Below are 14,093 nucleotides of genomic sequence, written 5' to 3'. Positions count from 1 at the left end.
GAGGAGCCTTGGCGGCTTCTCGGGAACGTCTCCCGGGAGCTGAGTTCGGAGGCGAAGAGACCTGCCGGGCCACGCTGGAATCGTGGCCCGGCAGGCGCTCGATCCTACCGTTCGGCGGCGCCCACGGCCGATTCGACGCGGAGTAAAACTTCGGTATGAATGTCTTAAAGCGGCTTCCCCGTGCGATTTTTTCCCCGATTCCGATTTCACGAACTCGCGCGATCGGCATATCGGAACGCCTGGCAGCCCTCTCCAGTCTTTCCTCGTCCCTCGAATACCTGCATCAGCACCGGAACCTGAAGCCTGGTGGCCTCAACGACTGGGACATCATGAGGCAGACGCCGGAGAGCAGGATGCCGGCCATCCAGAAGCTCACCGATCTGGTGAGCGGCAGGCGCACCACGATGGCCCTGCACGCCTCGCGCGTGGCGTGCAGCCTGGCGATGCTCGCCCCCGGCAACAGCCGGTGGCGAGCGGCGGGCGACCTCTACCTCGGCGTCACCACCACCGTCCTGCAAGCCCGCCACCGCTACGGCACGGACGGCTCCGATCAGGTGGCCACCCAGGTCCAAGCGGTCACCGGCCTCGCGCGGCTGTCCCGCAGCCCCGAGGTCCAGGATGCCCTGATGTGGTACCTCGCGATGCAGGCGAACATGTCCTACTCGCTGTCCGGCCTGGCAAAACTGGCCGGGACGAAGTGGCGTGACGGCTCCGCCCTTCCCGGCGTCCTGCGCACCCGCACTTACGGATTCGAGCGCGCGTACCGGCTCACGCAGCGCTACCCCCGCGCCAGCAAGATCACGCAACACGCGGTCCTGGCCATGGAATGCCTCTTCCCCGTCGTGTACCTCGCCGGCGGGCGGATGACCCGGCCGATGATCGGCGCAGCCGGTAGCTTCCACGTGGTCAATGCCTTCGTGATGGGGCTGGGCCGCTTCATGACGGCGTTCCCCGCGATGCACCCCATGGTCGCGTACACGTCCGCGCCCAAGACGTTCCCGGTGGTCGCCGGCCGCGACGACCGGATGGTCAAGACTGCGCTCATGCTCCTCGCGGCCGGGGTCACCGCTGCTGGTGTCGCGGCCACGCAGCGCCGCGCCCACGCGCTGGCCGGCTGGCCCAACTCCCGTACCATCACCACCCGGTACGGCAACACGCTCTCGTACGACGTCGGCGGCCGGGACCTGGCCGGCCGCCCCGTCCTGGTCTTCAACCACGGCCTCGCCTCCACCACCGAGCACTTCTCATGGATGATCGAGCGACTGGCGTTCGACTTCGGCCAGCCGGTGCTCAGTTACGCGCGCGCGGGCTACGGGCCCAGCCGTCGGCTGCGGGACGCCCCCTACTCCGTACAGGAGTCGGTGGACGACCTGGAGGACCTGATCCGCGAGGCTCTGCCGGACGACCGCCAGGTGGTGCTCGTCGGGCACTCCCTTGGCGCCGAGCTCAACCGTCGGGTGGCGCAGCGACTCGGCGACCGCGTGGCCGGCGTTGTCTACCTCGACCCGACGCACCCGGCGCAGCTGATCCGATCGGACCGGCAGCGGCGAGGCAGCGAGCTGTTCACCACGTCGCTGGCCGAGCTGGCACGCTGGACGCGGCTGGGCACCGGTGCCCTCATGACCCGCCCCAACTGGGTGGACCACCTCCCGTCCTCGTACCGGGACAAGGCCTTCGCTCTGTACACCGACGCGCGCCTCTGGCAGGCGGCCTCCCGCGAATGGCAGGCCGTTCGCGCGGAACTGGAGGCCTACGAAGGCGACCTGGCCCCTGTGCGGGCCCCAGGGCTGGTCGTCGCCGCGCAGGTCACGGTCGACATGGACCCGGACCAGCTGCTGATGTATCACGACATCGTCCGGTCCCACCAGCAGGCCGGCGGCCACGGTGACGTGACGGTCGTCGAGCAGGGCGGGCACGACACGATCCTCACCGACGCCCGGCACGCGCGGACGGTGGCCGACCTGATCATGGGCTTCGTGGAGGAGCACTGCACACCGCCGGCCGGCGACGGCGGCGAACCGGCCGGGAGCGTCCCGGAGAAGGTGGAGGAATCGAAGTGAAGGCCGCCGCATTCGTCAAGGACACCCTCACGGGACCGGGCGCCGTCACGCGCGCGATGGGGGCCGCGCTGCTTCTGACGACGCTGGCCGCGCAGCATCCGCACCCGGCGTTCGAGCGCGGGCGGAACAAGGACCTGTTCTCGCTCGTTCCGAACTGGAAGTTCTTCGCGCCGAACCCCGCGACGCACGACTACCACTACCTCTACCGCACTCTCGACGAAAACCGCGAAACCTCGCCCTGGATCGAGTTGGACCTGATCCAGAACCGTCGGATGATCCAGGCGATATGGTTCTCGTCCCGGCGGACCGAAAAAGCGGTTTTCGATATCTGCAGTGCCATCATCAAAAACATCGCGAAGGGCGAGGACCCGACAGGTTCTCCTTCGTTCCGGGTGCTGGCCGAATTCATCAGAAAGCAGATCAGGGACGCTCAGGACGTTTCCGCCGCGCGGGGATTCCAGTTCTCCGTCGTGCGTGCCAGCGGTCATGACGACAGCGAGGATCCCGAGGTTCTCTACGTCTCCACTTATCAGCCGATGGTCGCCCCTGCGCCCGGATTCCTGAAAGCCGCCTGAGAGATCAGAATTCCGCACGGCGGTATCACTCACGCAGGAACGGAGAAGCAATGACTATTGCGGACATCGGGTACGGCAAGCAGTTCGACGGCTGGTACGACCGGATCTTCCAGGACGACGCCTCCACCCGGGCCGCCGTCGACGGACTCGCCGCGCTCCACCCGGATCCCGCCTCGGGGACGCTGGAGCTCGGCGTCGGCACCGGCCGGATCGCGTTGCCCCTGTCGCACCGCGTCGGTCCCGTGCTCGGTGTCGACTCCTCGCCGGAGATGCTGACCGCTCTGGAGAAGAAGGGCGACCGGGGGGAGGTGACCGGTGAGCTGGCGGACATCCGGACCTACCGCTCCGGCCGCGAGTTCGGCCTGGTCTACTGCGTCTGCTCCACCCTCTCGCTCGTCCTTGACCCCGACGGCCAGCGGGAGGCGATCGCCCGCGCCGCCGAGCAGCTGCGGCCCGGAGGCCGTCTGGTGGTCGAGGCGCACAACCGGCCGGGCATCGTCGCCCAGCACGAGGGCCAGACGCGTGCGTCGATCTTCCTGCCGTACGCCGAGCCGAACACGGCCATCCACCTGCACGCGATGCTCGTGGCGGACCAGCGGATCTGGCAGGTGTCCACGGTCTGGTACGAGGCGGACGGCACCCACCGCATCGGCACCGAGACGGTGCGGCTGCTGACGCCTGACGAAGTGGACGGGTACGCCCGGGACGCCGGCCTGGTTCCCGAGGGGCACTACAGCGACTGGGAGCGCGCCCCGTACGTCCCCGCCGCCGGCCTGTTCATCGCCTCGTACACCAAGCCCGCGTGAACCTGCGGGAGATCGTCCGCGGCCACCGGGTCCTGCTGATCGTCGGCGTCGGCATGGGCCTGGTGGGCGCGGCCGCCACGCTCGCCCAGCCCTGGATGCTGGGCCGGCTGATCGACGGCGTGGCGTCGGGCGAGCCGATCGCCGGCACCATCACACTCATCGCGGTCTTCTTCGTCGCGGACGCGGCGCTGAGCGCGGGGCACGCGTACACGATCGGCCGGGCCGGCGAGAACATCACGTTCGACGTACGGCGCATCCTCGGCGGTCGGCTGTTGCGCAGTCAGTTCCCGCACTTCTCACGCCTCGAACAGGGGGACGTCTTCTCGCGGACCGTGTCCGACACCTCCATCGCCTGCCTGGTCATCACGCAGGCCCTGGCGCAGGTCGTGTCCTCCGTGTTCATGGTGATCGGCTCGGTCGTCCTGATGGCCCGGCTCGACTGGAAACTGCTGCTCGCGACGGTCGCCTGCCTGGGCCTGGCGAGCGGGATCGCGCTGCTGCTGGCCCGCCAGGTGCGGGTGGCCGCCCTGCAGGCCCGGGAGAACGTGGGCGCGTTCGGTTCCGGCCTCCAGCGCGTGCTGGGCGCGATCACCACGGTCAAGGCATCGCGCGCGGAGGAGCGGGAGACCGAGGAGCTGGGCCGGCTCGCCGGGCGGGTCCGGGTGAGCGGGATCCGGGTGAGCGGGTTCAGCGCGCTGCTGACCCCGATGATGAACGTGGGGACGCAGCTGTCGCTGGCCGTGGTCATCGCCTGGGGCATGGCGCGGGTCGCGACCGGTTCGCTGTCGCCCGCCGACCTCACCGCGTTCGTGATGTACCTCTTCTACGTGGTCGCGCCGCTGGTGATGCTGTTCATGTCGATCGGCCAGATCCAGCAGGGGCGCGCAGCGGTCCAGCGGGTCAAGGAGTTGGGCGGCATCCCGCAGGAGGAGGAGGGCGACGCCCGGGCGGTGCCGGAGCGCCGACCGGTCGCGGACACCATGCCGGCCGTCGAGTTCGAGGGGGTCGGCTTCGCGTACCGCGAGGGCGTGCCGGTCCTGAGCGACGTCTCCTTCACCCTGCCGCGCCGCGGTCTGACCGCGATCGTAGGTCCTTCGGGCGCCGGCAAGACGACGATGTTCCAGCTGATCGAGCGCTTCTACCGGCCGGAGTCCGGCACGATCCGGGTCGGGGGCCACGACACGGCCACGCTCGGGCTCGCCGAACTCCGCGCGATGGTGGGGTACGTGGAGCAGGACGCGCCGCTGCTGCGCGGCACGATTCGGCAGAACCTCACGTTCGCGAATCCGGGGGCGGACGACGCTGACATCACTCGGGCGCTGCGGCTGGCGAGCCTGGAGGAGTTCGTGGCCGGACTGCCGGACGGTCTGGACACGGAGCTCGGCGAGCGGGGTGCCGGTCTCTCCGGCGGACAGCGCCAACGGCTCGCGATCGCCCGCACGATGCTCCAGCGGCCCGAAGTGATCCTGCTGGACGAGGTCACTGCACACCTGGACAGCGACACGGAGGCCGCGCTGCGGGACACGATGACGGAGGCGGCGGGGGAGTGCGCCGTGCTCGCCATCGCACACAGGCTGTCGACGGTGGTGCACGCGGACCGGATCCTCGTGATGGAGGACGGCCGGATCCGGACGATCGGCACCCACCACGAGCTGGTCGAGTCCGACAAGGTGTACCGGCGGCTCGCCGGGCAGCAGTTCGCCACCGAGGCGGCGCCGGCATGACCCGTCCCGATGTCGCGGTGGTCGGCAGCGGGCCCAACGGGCTGGCAGCCGCCGTCACCATGGCCCGCGCCGGTCTGACGGTGCACGTCCACGAGCAGGCCTCCACCCCGGGTGGCGGCCTGCGCGGGGAGGCGCTGTTCGACTCAGAGGTGTGGCACGACGTGTGCGCGGCGGTCCACCCGATGGCGGCGGCATCCGCCTTCTTCCGTGAGTTCGACCTGGGAGCACGCGGGGTCGACCTGCTGCACCCGCCGGTCGGCTACGCGCACCCACTGGACGGCGGTGTCTCCGGGCTCGCCCCCCGCGACTTGGCGGAGACGGCGTCCCGGCTCGGCGCGGACGGGCCACGCTGGCGGCGGTTGATGGCCCCGCTGGTGAGGCACAGTAGGGGAGTGACCGACTTCGTGCTGTCCGGCCAGCGGACCTTTCCGGAGGACCCCGCCGTACCCGCACTCCTCGGTCCCCGTCTCCTGGGCCACCTTGCACGGGGCAGCGGGCTGCGTACCGAGGCCGGCCAAGCCCTGCTCGCCGGCGTCGCCGCGCACGCTGTGGGGCGGTTGCCAAGCTTTCCCGGCGCAGCCATCGCGCTGTTGCTCGGGCACCTCGCTCACGCGAGCGGCTGGCCCCTGCCGCGGGGTGGCAGCGTCCGGATCGCCGAGGCGCTGGTGGCGGATCTGCGGGCGCACGGAGGAGTGGTGCACACGGATCACCGGGTAAGGGATCTGGCCGAGCTGGACGCCCCGGTGATCATGCTGGACACGACGCCGAAGGGGTTGCTCGTCCTGGCGGGAAACCGGCTTCCGGCGTCCTACCGGCGGGCGTTGGGCCGGTTCCGCTACGGTCCCGGCGCTGCCAAGGCGGACTTCCTGGTCAGCGGGCCCGTGCCGTGGACCGACCCCGAGGTGGGACGGGCCGGGACCGTGCACCTGGGCGGCACCCGTGCCGAGACGCTGGCTGCGGAGAACGCCGCCGTCCGCGGCGAGCCGACCGACGAGCCGTTCGTCCTGCTCGTCGACCCGGCGGTGGCGGATCCCGGGCGCGTGGTGCGCGGCCGCCGCCCGCTGTGGGCGTACGCGCACGTGCCGAACGGCGACGACCGGGACCCGGTGCCACTGATCACTCGCCGTATAGAAAGGTACGCCCCGGGCTTCGCCGACACGGTGATCGCCGCCCGGGGCATCTCTGCGGCCGCGTACGAGGCGTACAACCCGAACTATCCGGGGGGCGACATCGGCGCGGGGGCGATCACGCTCACGCAGTCCGTGTTCCGGCCGGTGCCTGCCTGGAATCCGTACCGCACGCCGCTGGCCGGCGTGTATCTCTGTTCCGCGTCCACTCCGCCCGGGCCGAGCGTGCACGGCATGTGTGGCTACCTCGCCGCCCGGGCCGCGCTGCGGCGCGAGTTTCATTTGTCCACCCCGCCGCCCCTCGGGCCGCAGGGTGGTGCCACGTCCCGCCCGACAGCCAGGAGAACAGCATGAGTACCGCCGACCACATCCTCGCCGCCGAGGACTTCACGGGATATCTGCGCACCTTCCATGCCGACGCGTTCGATGGTTCGGAGCCGGTCGAGCAGGTCTGGGACCGCTACCACCTGCCCGCGGGGACCCATGTGGTCAACGGGAAGGTGTGGGACCGGAAGAAGATGCTGCGCGACATCGAGTCGCGGCGGGCCCTGGGTGCGCCGTACGAGCTCCACATCCACGAGGTCGATGTGGAGGGACGCCTCGCTGCCGTGCGGTACACGGTCAGCACGCCGATGATGTGGAAGGTGCAGAGCGCGACGGAGAAGGCCGTCTTCGCGGAGATCGCCGAGGACGGGCGGGTGGCGCGCACCATGACCTTTGCGACGACGGGAACCGGCTGGTCCGGTGCCGGAGGAGAGATCCCGTACGACAGTGCGGCCCGTCCCGCGCCGGGCACGGTACCCGCGCCGCGGCCCGAGGCGGGCGTCGAGCCGACGCCGGCGCAGGACCCCGCGCACTTCCTGAACACCTACTACGCGGACGGGTACGACAGCGCGTTGCCGGTGGCCGAGGTGTACGACCGGCTCTTCACCCCCGACGCCGTGCACGTGATCGGGGGGGAGACGATGCAGCGGTCAGGGGTGCTGAAGGCGCTGGAGGAGGGCCGCGCGCGGAAGCACGCGTACCCGGTGGAGGTGCACGAGGCGCTGCGGGACGGCAACCGCTTCGCGGCCCGGTACACCACCAGCCGGGGCGGTAAGCCGTCGAAGACCCAGGAGGTCTTCGTCTTCGGGGAGTTCGCCGAGGACGGCCGCGTGAGGTTCGCCCGCTTCCTGCTCGAACCGGGTCACGGGGCGGTGTAGGGGACCGTCGGAAGCGAGTCGACCGGGACGAAGCAGGTGTTGTCGGCGGGGGCGCCCTCGTGCTCCTCGCCGTTGTCGTCCCGGAACCGCCAGGTGAAGCGGAGGCCGCGGGCCGAGGTGAAGTCGGGGCCGTCCATGAGCTGGAAGTGCAGGTGCGGTTCGGCGGAGTTGCCCGAGTTGCCGCACTCGGCCAGCGGCTGGCCACGCTTCACCAGGTCGCCCGCGGCCACCTTGACCGAGTGCCGCCGCAGATGCGCGAAGACCGCGTACGTGCCGTCGCCGAGATCGAGGACGACGTGATTGCCCAGTAGGTGCCGGGGACCGCCGAGGGAGCGGATGAACGTCTCGGCGAGAACGTACAACAGTCCGCCCAGCGAGGTCCGCGTGAAGTGATCCCGTTGCCGGTCCGATACGGACTCGACGCGGGCATCGGCGGGCGCGTACAGGGGTTCACCGAAGGTCGGGTAGGACTCGGGGCGACGGGCCACCGGCCAGAGCCAGACGGGCTCCGGCGCCGGGCGCCGGGCAAGGTCGATGGCGTAGGTCTGCGCGAGGTTGTGGGTGTGGCTGGGCACCTTGGTCGCGGGGCCGTTACGGGCCATCCAGCGGCCGGACACCGGGATCGCGAGCGGCAGCGGAGGGACCTCGTCGCGCGGCCGCTGACCGAGGGTCATGGCACGGCGCATCAGCAGGCCGCCGACGAGCAGGGCGATCCCGGTGAACCATAACGGGCCCATTCCCTGGCGGTTGACGAGGATGCACACGGCACCCGCGACCAACACGAGGCCGTGGCGTTTCCAGAGGGTCTGCACGATGGCGCCTTTCGCGGTGGGAGACGTCGGGGAGGACCTCAGCATTCCAGATGCAGACCCTCTCTGGTTAAGTTATTACGTACTTGCGCAATACCGTATGACGGCCCTAGTGTTCCGCTGACGAAGCGTCGAAACGCGGGGGGCCACATGGGCGCCGAGGGCACGTTCCGCACCACCGCACCGAGGGTCGCGATCAACGCGGTCGGCCGGCACCTGCCGGACCGCCCCCGGCCCCTCGCGGACCTCCCCGAACTCGCCGGGCTCGACGAGGCCGAACAGCTCACCTGCCGCGGACTCGGCATCGACACCGTCGCCGTCGACGAGGGCCTCACCGCCGCCGGCCTCGCCGAACGGGCCGCCCGCGACGCCCTCGACACCGCCGGGATCCCGGCCGCCGCGCTCGGCGCCCTGATCCTCGTCGAACCGCGCGCCCCCGAGACCCTGATCAGCTCCGAGGCCACCCGGCTCCAGCACGCGCTGGGCGCCGGCACCGCGCTCACCTTCTCCGTCGGCGGACTCGGCTGCGTCTCCTCCACCCCCGCGCTGCTCACCGCCCGCGGCCTGCTCGCCGCCGACCCCGGCCTCGGACCCGTGCTCGTCGTGCACGGCAGCAAGCCGGCCGCCGCCCGGCGCTACCGGCACCCGGTGACCGTCAACGGCGACAGCGGCCTGGCGCTCCTGCTCGGCCGCCCCCACACCGCCGCGCCGGTCCACCTCCTCGACCTCCTCCAGTGCACCAACGGCCACTACTGGGACCTCTTCGGCCTGGAGTACCGCGACCGCCCCACCGCGGAGTGGCGCGAGAGGTGCTCCGACCTGCCGGGCTACTCCTTCCGGCTCGCCATGGAGACCAGGAACCGCCTCGCCGACCTGGTCGCCGAACTGCTCGCGCGCAACGGACTCACCCGCGCCGACATCGCCGGTTACGTCAGCCAGAACCTCTCGGCCGGCGGCCTGGCCTTCATCGAGGAGTCCCTCGGCATCGCCCTGCTGCCGTCCTGCCGGGACAACCTCCGCGCCCTGGGCCACCTGGGCGCCAACGACACCTTCCTGAACCTCTCCACCGCCCTGGACCGCAAGGAACTGGCCGAGGGCGAACTCGCCGTCCTCATCAACGTGAGCCCGGTGGCGGCGTGGAGCGTCCTGCTGGTCGAGACAGGTCCGCCGAGCGGACCGGGGAGCATCGCATGAGCCGTGGACCCGCGGAAACCCTCGACGAGATCACCCGCTTCCTGACCGAGGCCCTGCGCAGGGAGGTCGGCCCCGACGACGACTACTTCGCCCTCGGGCTCGTCGACTCGCTGTTCGCGCTGGAACTCGTCACCTACGTCGAGGACCGGTTCGAGCTGACCGTCGAGGTCGAGGACCTCGATCTCGACAGCTTCCGCACCGCCCGCCGCCTCACCGCCTTGGTGCACGCCAAGAAGGCCGGCGCCGAAACCGCCCCGGCCCATGCCGGCGACAGCTGAGGCGGACGGCGCGACCGGGACCTCGCCCCTGGTCGCCGCCGCCGCCGAACTGGCCGCCCGGGTCCGGGAACCCGCGAGCCGGTGGGACGCCGAGGGCCGCGTGCCGCCGGACGCCCTGCGTGCCCTCGCGGCCACCGGCCTCCTCGCCGCCGACCTCCCCTCCCGACACGGCGGACGGGACCTCACCCCGGCCGACCTGGGAGAGATCGCCGCCCACCTCGGCGGTGTCTGCAGCGCCCTGCGCGGCCTGCTCACCGTCCAGTCCATGGTCGCCGCGGCACTGCTGCGCTGGGGGACCCGGGCCCAGCGCGCCGACTGGCTGCCACGCCTGGCCGACGGCACTCTCACCGCCGGTTTCGCCGCCACCGAGGACGGGGCCGGCAGCGCCCTCGGCGAGGTGACGACGGCCGTCGAGGGCTCCGGCGACGGACTCCTCGTCACCGGCCGCAAGAGATGGGTCACGTGCGGGCAGAACGCCGACGTCCTGCTCGTCCTCGGCCGCCACGCGGAGGGACTCACCACCGTCCTCGTCGAGACCGACCGGCCCGGCGTTCATCGGGAGTCCGTCACCGGCCAGCTCGGCATGCGCGCCGCCGGGATCGCCCACGTCACCCTGGACGGCGTCCGGGTCCCCGCCGGCCACCGGATCGCCCCGCCCGGCGCCGGACTGTCGCACGTCGCCGCGACCGCTCTCGACCACGGCCGCTACACCGTCGCCTGGGGCTGCGTCGGCATGGCGGAGGCCTGCGTCGCCGACGCTGCCGCGCACGCCGCGACCCGGCTCCAGGGCGGAGTGCCGCTCGGCCGCCACCAGTCGGTCGGCGCACTCCTGGCCCGGAGCGCGGTCCGGGCCGCCGCCGCCCGCGAACTCGCCGCCCGGGCCGCACGCGCCAGGACCCGCGGCCCCGGTCACGGCGTCACCGAGACGATCATGGCGAAGTACGCGGCTGCCGACGCCGGCGCCGAGGCCGGACGGGCCGCCGTGCAGGTCCTGGGCGCCGCCGGCATCGCCCCGGACAGCCGCGCCGGACGGCACTACCGGGACGCCAAGGTCATGGAGATCATCGAAGGAGCCCAGGAAGTGGCCGAATCCCATATGGCCGAACAGCTCTTACGCCGCTTCGGAGCGGTCACATGACCGCCACCGCGGCACGGCCCACCGTCAAGTGCCTCGTCTGGGACCTGGACGACACCCTCTGGGACGGCGTGGTCCTGGAGGGCGATCACCCCCCGCCCTTCCCGCCGGCGACGACGACCCTGAAGACCCTGGACTCCCGCGGCATCCTGCACGCCGCCGCCAGCCGCGGCGACCACGCCACCGCCACCGCTCACCTCGACGCCACCGGGCTCGGGGAATGGTTCTGCGCGGCGCGGATCGGCTGGGGCGACAAATCGGCCGCCGTACGGCACATCGCCGAGACCCTCAACATCGGCCTCGACACCGTCGCGTTCATCGACAACGACCCCGCCGAACGGGCCGAGGTCCTCGCCGCGCTCCCCATGGTCCGCTGCTATCCCGCCGACCTCGCCGGGCAGCTCCCCGGACTCCCCGAGTTCCGTCCCGCGCACGTCACCGCCGAGGCGGCCGGCCGACGCCTGCTCTACCGCACCGAATGGCGCCGCCGCCAGGCCGAGGAGGAGTCCGGGGGCGACCGGCGGGCTTTCCTCGCCTCGCTCGGCCTCGTCATGGAGATCGCCCCGGCCACCGAGAGCGACCTCGCCCGCGCCAGCGAACTCACCGTGCGTACCCACCAGCTCAACAGCACCGGCCTGGTCTACGGCGAGGAGGACCTGCGCCGCCTGATCGCCGCACCCGACCACCAGGTCAGGCTCGCCCGGCTCAGCGACCGATTCGGCGACTACGGCATCGTCGGCCTCTCCGTCACCGAACTCACCCCGACCGAGTCCGTGCTGCGGCTGCTGCTGATGTCCTGCCGGGTCGCGTCCCGGGGCGCGGGAGAGCTGATGCTCTCCCACATCGTCCGGCAGGCCCGCGCCGAGGGCCGCAGACCCGTCACCCACTTCGTACCGACCGCGGTGAACCGCACCATGCTCGTCACCCTGCGGTTCGCCGGATACGCGCCCGTCACGCGGGACACGGGCGACGGGGCGCCGATGGTGCTCGAAGTGCCGGCCGACCATCCGGTCCGCGAGCCCGGCAGCCACGTCCGACTGCTCGTCCGTTCCGTACGAGGAGACCGAAGTGACCGCTGAGCGGGCCGGAGCGAGCGAGCGGGCCGAAAGGACGGGAGCACCCGCCGGCCCGGTCCGCAGGACCGCAGCGGCCGGACCGGGCCAAGGCACCGAAACGGCCGCCGAGGGCACGGATGTGACCGCCGGGCGGGCCGGCGGGGCCCCGGCCCTCTCCGGGTCGCTGCTCGACGCCTTCCTCGCACAGGCCGACCGCACCCCACGGGCCACCGCCCTCGTCATCGGCGACACCGCGCTCCGCTACCGCGAACTGGCCGACGCCTCCGCCGGACTCGCCGCACGACTGCGCGCGGCCGGAGCCCGCCCCGGGACCACGGTCTGCCTCCGGCTCGAACAGTGCGCCGTCGCGGTCGTCGCCGTCCTCGCCGCGCTCCGCGTCGGCGCCGCCTGGGCCGCGCTGGAGCCCGACCTTCCCGAAGCCAGACTGCGAGCCCTCCTGCACGACACCGACTGCGCCGTCGTCATCGGCAGCCGGGACGACCGGACGCTGGCCCGCCTTCCCGACCCACCGCCCCTCCTGCCCGCCGAGGACCTCGACCCCACCGCCCTCGCCGAGGCCGGGGCCCGCACGGCCGCGTCCACCGCGCCCCCGGTCCCGGAGAACGCCCCCGCCTACCTCATCTACACCTCGGGATCCAGCGGCCCGCCCAAAGGCGTCGTGGTCACCCGCCGCCAGCTCGCAGACTCCGTCCGCCCGCGCGGCACCGTCTACGGCACCGCCCCCTCGGTCTTCCTGATGGCGATGCGCCTCTCCTTCGACGGCATGCTCGCCGGCATGTTCTGGTCGTTCTCGCACGGCCACACCCTGCTGCTGCCGACCGCGCGCGAACTCCGGCTCGCTCCCGAGTTCACCCGGCTCGCCCACCGCCACCGGGCGACCCACCTTATCGTCGTACCGTCCTACTACCGGCTGCTCCTCGCCGGCTCCGAACGACTCCCCGACAGCCTCCGGGTCGTCGTCGTCGCCGGTGAGGTCTGCACGCCCGAGCTGGTCAGGACCCATCGCACGCAGCTGCCGGGCGCCCGGCTCGTCAACGAGTACGGGCCCACCGAGACCGTCGTCTCCTGCACCGTCGAGAGCCGGCCCGACCCCGACGCGGAACGCGTCCCCATCGGCCGCCCCTGGCCCGGCGCCACCGCCCACGTCCTGGACGACCGGCTGCGCGAGACGGGCCCCGGAGAGAGGGGCGAGCTGTACATCGGCGGAGCCTTCGTCGCCCTCGGCTACGCCCGCGCGCCCGGCCTCACAGCCGAACGCTTCGTCGCCTCCCCGTTCGGCCCCGCCGGAGCCCGCCTCTACCGCACCGGCGACATCACCCACCGCGACGCCACCGGCGCCCTGCACTACCACGGCCGGACCGACCAGCAGGTGAAGATCCGCGGCACCCGCGTCGAACTCGGCGACGTCGAGGCCGCCCTCGAAGCCCATCCCGCCGTCGACCAGGCCGTCGTGACCTGTACACGGCCGCAGGACGGCGAACCGGTCCTGACCGCGTTCCTCACCCCCGCACCGGACCGGACCGTCCCCGCCCCCCGGGAACTGCGCCGCCACTGCCGCTTCCACCTCGTCGAGCAGGCGCTGCCGCACCGGTTCGTGGCGCTCGACCGGATGTCCCTCACCTCCACCGGCAAGGCCGACCGCAGGTCCCTCGCCGCCCTCGTGCCCGCCCCGGGAGAGCCCGGCTCCCGGCCTGCCGACAGGGACGGGGACACGGACGGGGACACGGACGGGGGCGGGGGCGGGGGCGGGGGCGAGCGGACCGCGTCCCGTAGCGGAGCGCCCAGGCCCGGGACCGAGGACGGGCCGTCCGCGCTCCGGAACACGGTCCGGGAGATCTGGGCCGAGGTGCTGGGACACGAGGACGCAGGCCCCCACGACAACTTCTTCGGCGTCGGCGGCAACTCGCTCAAGGTCATCGAGCTGTACAGCGCCCTGGAGGAGCGGTGGCCCGGAACGGTACGCGTGGGGGAGCTGTTCGACCTCACCACCATCGCCGTCCAGACGGCCGCCCTCGAAGAACGGACCGCGAACACCGGCGACGCCGGCCCCCCACCACCGCCCGCCCGCCCCGCCCCGGTCGCCTACGAGCTGTGACGAAGGAGTGTT

12 protein-coding genes are annotated in these 14,093 nt (G+C 72.1%); 11 read left to right on the top strand and 1 reads right to left on the bottom strand.

Annotation, left to right across the window (positions count from 1 at the left end; translation table 11 throughout):
• Positions 1-329 precede the first annotated feature (329 nt).
• Genes ACVV2G_RS09385 through ACVV2G_RS09360 form a run of 6 tightly spaced genes read left to right on the top strand, consistent with a single transcriptional unit; the run spans position 330 to position 7,494 of the window.
• Positions 330-2,060, top strand: a complete 1,731-nt coding sequence (locus ACVV2G_RS09385) for an alpha/beta fold hydrolase (protein ID WP_453842151.1) — start codon at positions 330-332, stop codon at positions 2,058-2,060.
• Positions 2,057-2,635, top strand: coding sequence for a hypothetical protein (locus ACVV2G_RS09380; protein WP_453842150.1), 579 nt, complete (start codon positions 2,057-2,059; stop codon positions 2,633-2,635). The genes ACVV2G_RS09385 and ACVV2G_RS09380 overlap by 4 nt, the downstream gene beginning before the upstream one ends.
• Before the next feature lie 50 nt (positions 2,636-2,685).
• Complete coding sequence (locus tag ACVV2G_RS09375) at positions 2,686-3,441, top strand: class I SAM-dependent methyltransferase (protein ID WP_453842149.1); 756 nt, start codon at positions 2,686-2,688, stop codon at positions 3,439-3,441.
• Positions 3,438-5,165 (top strand): ABC transporter ATP-binding protein, encoded by a 1,728-nt coding sequence (locus tag ACVV2G_RS09370; RefSeq protein WP_453842148.1) that lies wholly within the window; start codon positions 3,438-3,440, stop codon positions 5,163-5,165. Before ACVV2G_RS09375 ends, ACVV2G_RS09370 begins: the two co-directional genes overlap by 4 nt.
• Complete coding sequence (locus ACVV2G_RS09365; protein WP_453842147.1) at positions 5,162-6,646, top strand: phytoene desaturase family protein; 1,485 nt, start codon at positions 5,162-5,164, stop codon at positions 6,644-6,646. The genes ACVV2G_RS09370 and ACVV2G_RS09365 overlap by 4 nt, the downstream gene beginning before the upstream one ends.
• Positions 6,643-7,494, top strand: coding sequence for a nuclear transport factor 2 family protein (locus ACVV2G_RS09360; RefSeq protein WP_453842146.1), 852 nt, complete (start codon positions 6,643-6,645; stop codon positions 7,492-7,494). Before ACVV2G_RS09365 ends, ACVV2G_RS09360 begins: the two co-directional genes overlap by 4 nt.
• Here the strand turns inward: ACVV2G_RS09360 and ACVV2G_RS09355 are convergent.
• A complete protein-coding gene (locus ACVV2G_RS09355) occupies positions 7,479-8,306 on the bottom strand; it encodes a M23 family metallopeptidase (RefSeq protein ID WP_453842145.1) in 828 nt (275 codons plus the stop codon). The two genes, ACVV2G_RS09360 and ACVV2G_RS09355, sit on opposite strands and share 16 nt — an antisense overlap.
• A 147-nt stretch (positions 8,307-8,453) precedes the next feature.
• Here ACVV2G_RS09355 and ACVV2G_RS09350 point away from each other — a divergent pair, with 147 nt between their 5' ends.
• From ACVV2G_RS09350 to ACVV2G_RS09330, 5 genes are read left to right on the top strand one after another with little or no spacing between them, the layout of a single operon-like run.
• Positions 8,454-9,497: a 3-oxoacyl-ACP synthase gene (locus ACVV2G_RS09350; RefSeq protein WP_453842144.1), complete on the top strand. Its 1,044-nt coding sequence runs from the start codon at positions 8,454-8,456 to the stop codon at positions 9,495-9,497.
• On the top strand, positions 9,494-9,775 hold the full coding sequence (locus ACVV2G_RS09345; RefSeq protein WP_453842143.1) for an acyl carrier protein: 282 nt from the start codon (positions 9,494-9,496) through the stop codon (positions 9,773-9,775). Before ACVV2G_RS09350 ends, ACVV2G_RS09345 begins: the two co-directional genes overlap by 4 nt.
• Positions 9,759-10,913 (top strand): acyl-CoA dehydrogenase family protein, encoded by a 1,155-nt coding sequence (locus tag ACVV2G_RS09340; protein WP_453842142.1) that lies wholly within the window; start codon positions 9,759-9,761, stop codon positions 10,911-10,913. The genes ACVV2G_RS09345 and ACVV2G_RS09340 overlap by 17 nt, the downstream gene beginning before the upstream one ends.
• Complete coding sequence (locus ACVV2G_RS09335; protein ID WP_453842141.1) at positions 10,910-11,989, top strand: HAD-IIIC family phosphatase; 1,080 nt, start codon at positions 10,910-10,912, stop codon at positions 11,987-11,989. Before ACVV2G_RS09340 ends, ACVV2G_RS09335 begins: the two co-directional genes overlap by 4 nt.
• Positions 11,979-14,081 carry a non-ribosomal peptide synthetase gene (locus tag ACVV2G_RS09330; RefSeq protein ID WP_453842140.1) on the top strand — a complete coding sequence of 701 codons (2,103 nt, stop codon included), beginning with the start codon at positions 11,979-11,981 and terminating at the stop codon, positions 14,079-14,081. Before ACVV2G_RS09335 ends, ACVV2G_RS09330 begins: the two co-directional genes overlap by 11 nt.
• Positions 14,082-14,093: the final 12 nt, after the last annotated feature.

The organism is Streptomyces sp. JK94 (genome assembly GCF_053613315.1).
This window is presented reverse-complemented; position numbering and strand designations above follow the sequence as displayed.

Coding starts and splice junctions, on each gene's coding strand:
- ACVV2G_RS09360 (WP_453842146.1), top strand. CDS start 6,643: ATGAGTACCGCCGACCACATCCTCGCCGCCGAGGACTTCACGGGATAT.
- ACVV2G_RS09365 (WP_453842147.1), top strand. CDS start 5,162: ATGACCCGTCCCGATGTCGCGGTGGTCGGCAGCGGGCCCAACGGGCTG.
- ACVV2G_RS09385 (WP_453842151.1), top strand. CDS start 330: ATGAGGCAGACGCCGGAGAGCAGGATGCCGGCCATCCAGAAGCTCACC.
- ACVV2G_RS09350 (WP_453842144.1), top strand. CDS start 8,454: ATGGGCGCCGAGGGCACGTTCCGCACCACCGCACCGAGGGTCGCGATC.
- ACVV2G_RS09335 (WP_453842141.1), top strand. CDS start 10,910: ATGACCGCCACCGCGGCACGGCCCACCGTCAAGTGCCTCGTCTGGGAC.
- ACVV2G_RS09345 (WP_453842143.1), top strand. CDS start 9,494: ATGAGCCGTGGACCCGCGGAAACCCTCGACGAGATCACCCGCTTCCTG.
- ACVV2G_RS09340 (WP_453842142.1), top strand. CDS start 9,759: ATGCCGGCGACAGCTGAGGCGGACGGCGCGACCGGGACCTCGCCCCTG.
- ACVV2G_RS09375 (WP_453842149.1), top strand. CDS start 2,686: ATGACTATTGCGGACATCGGGTACGGCAAGCAGTTCGACGGCTGGTAC.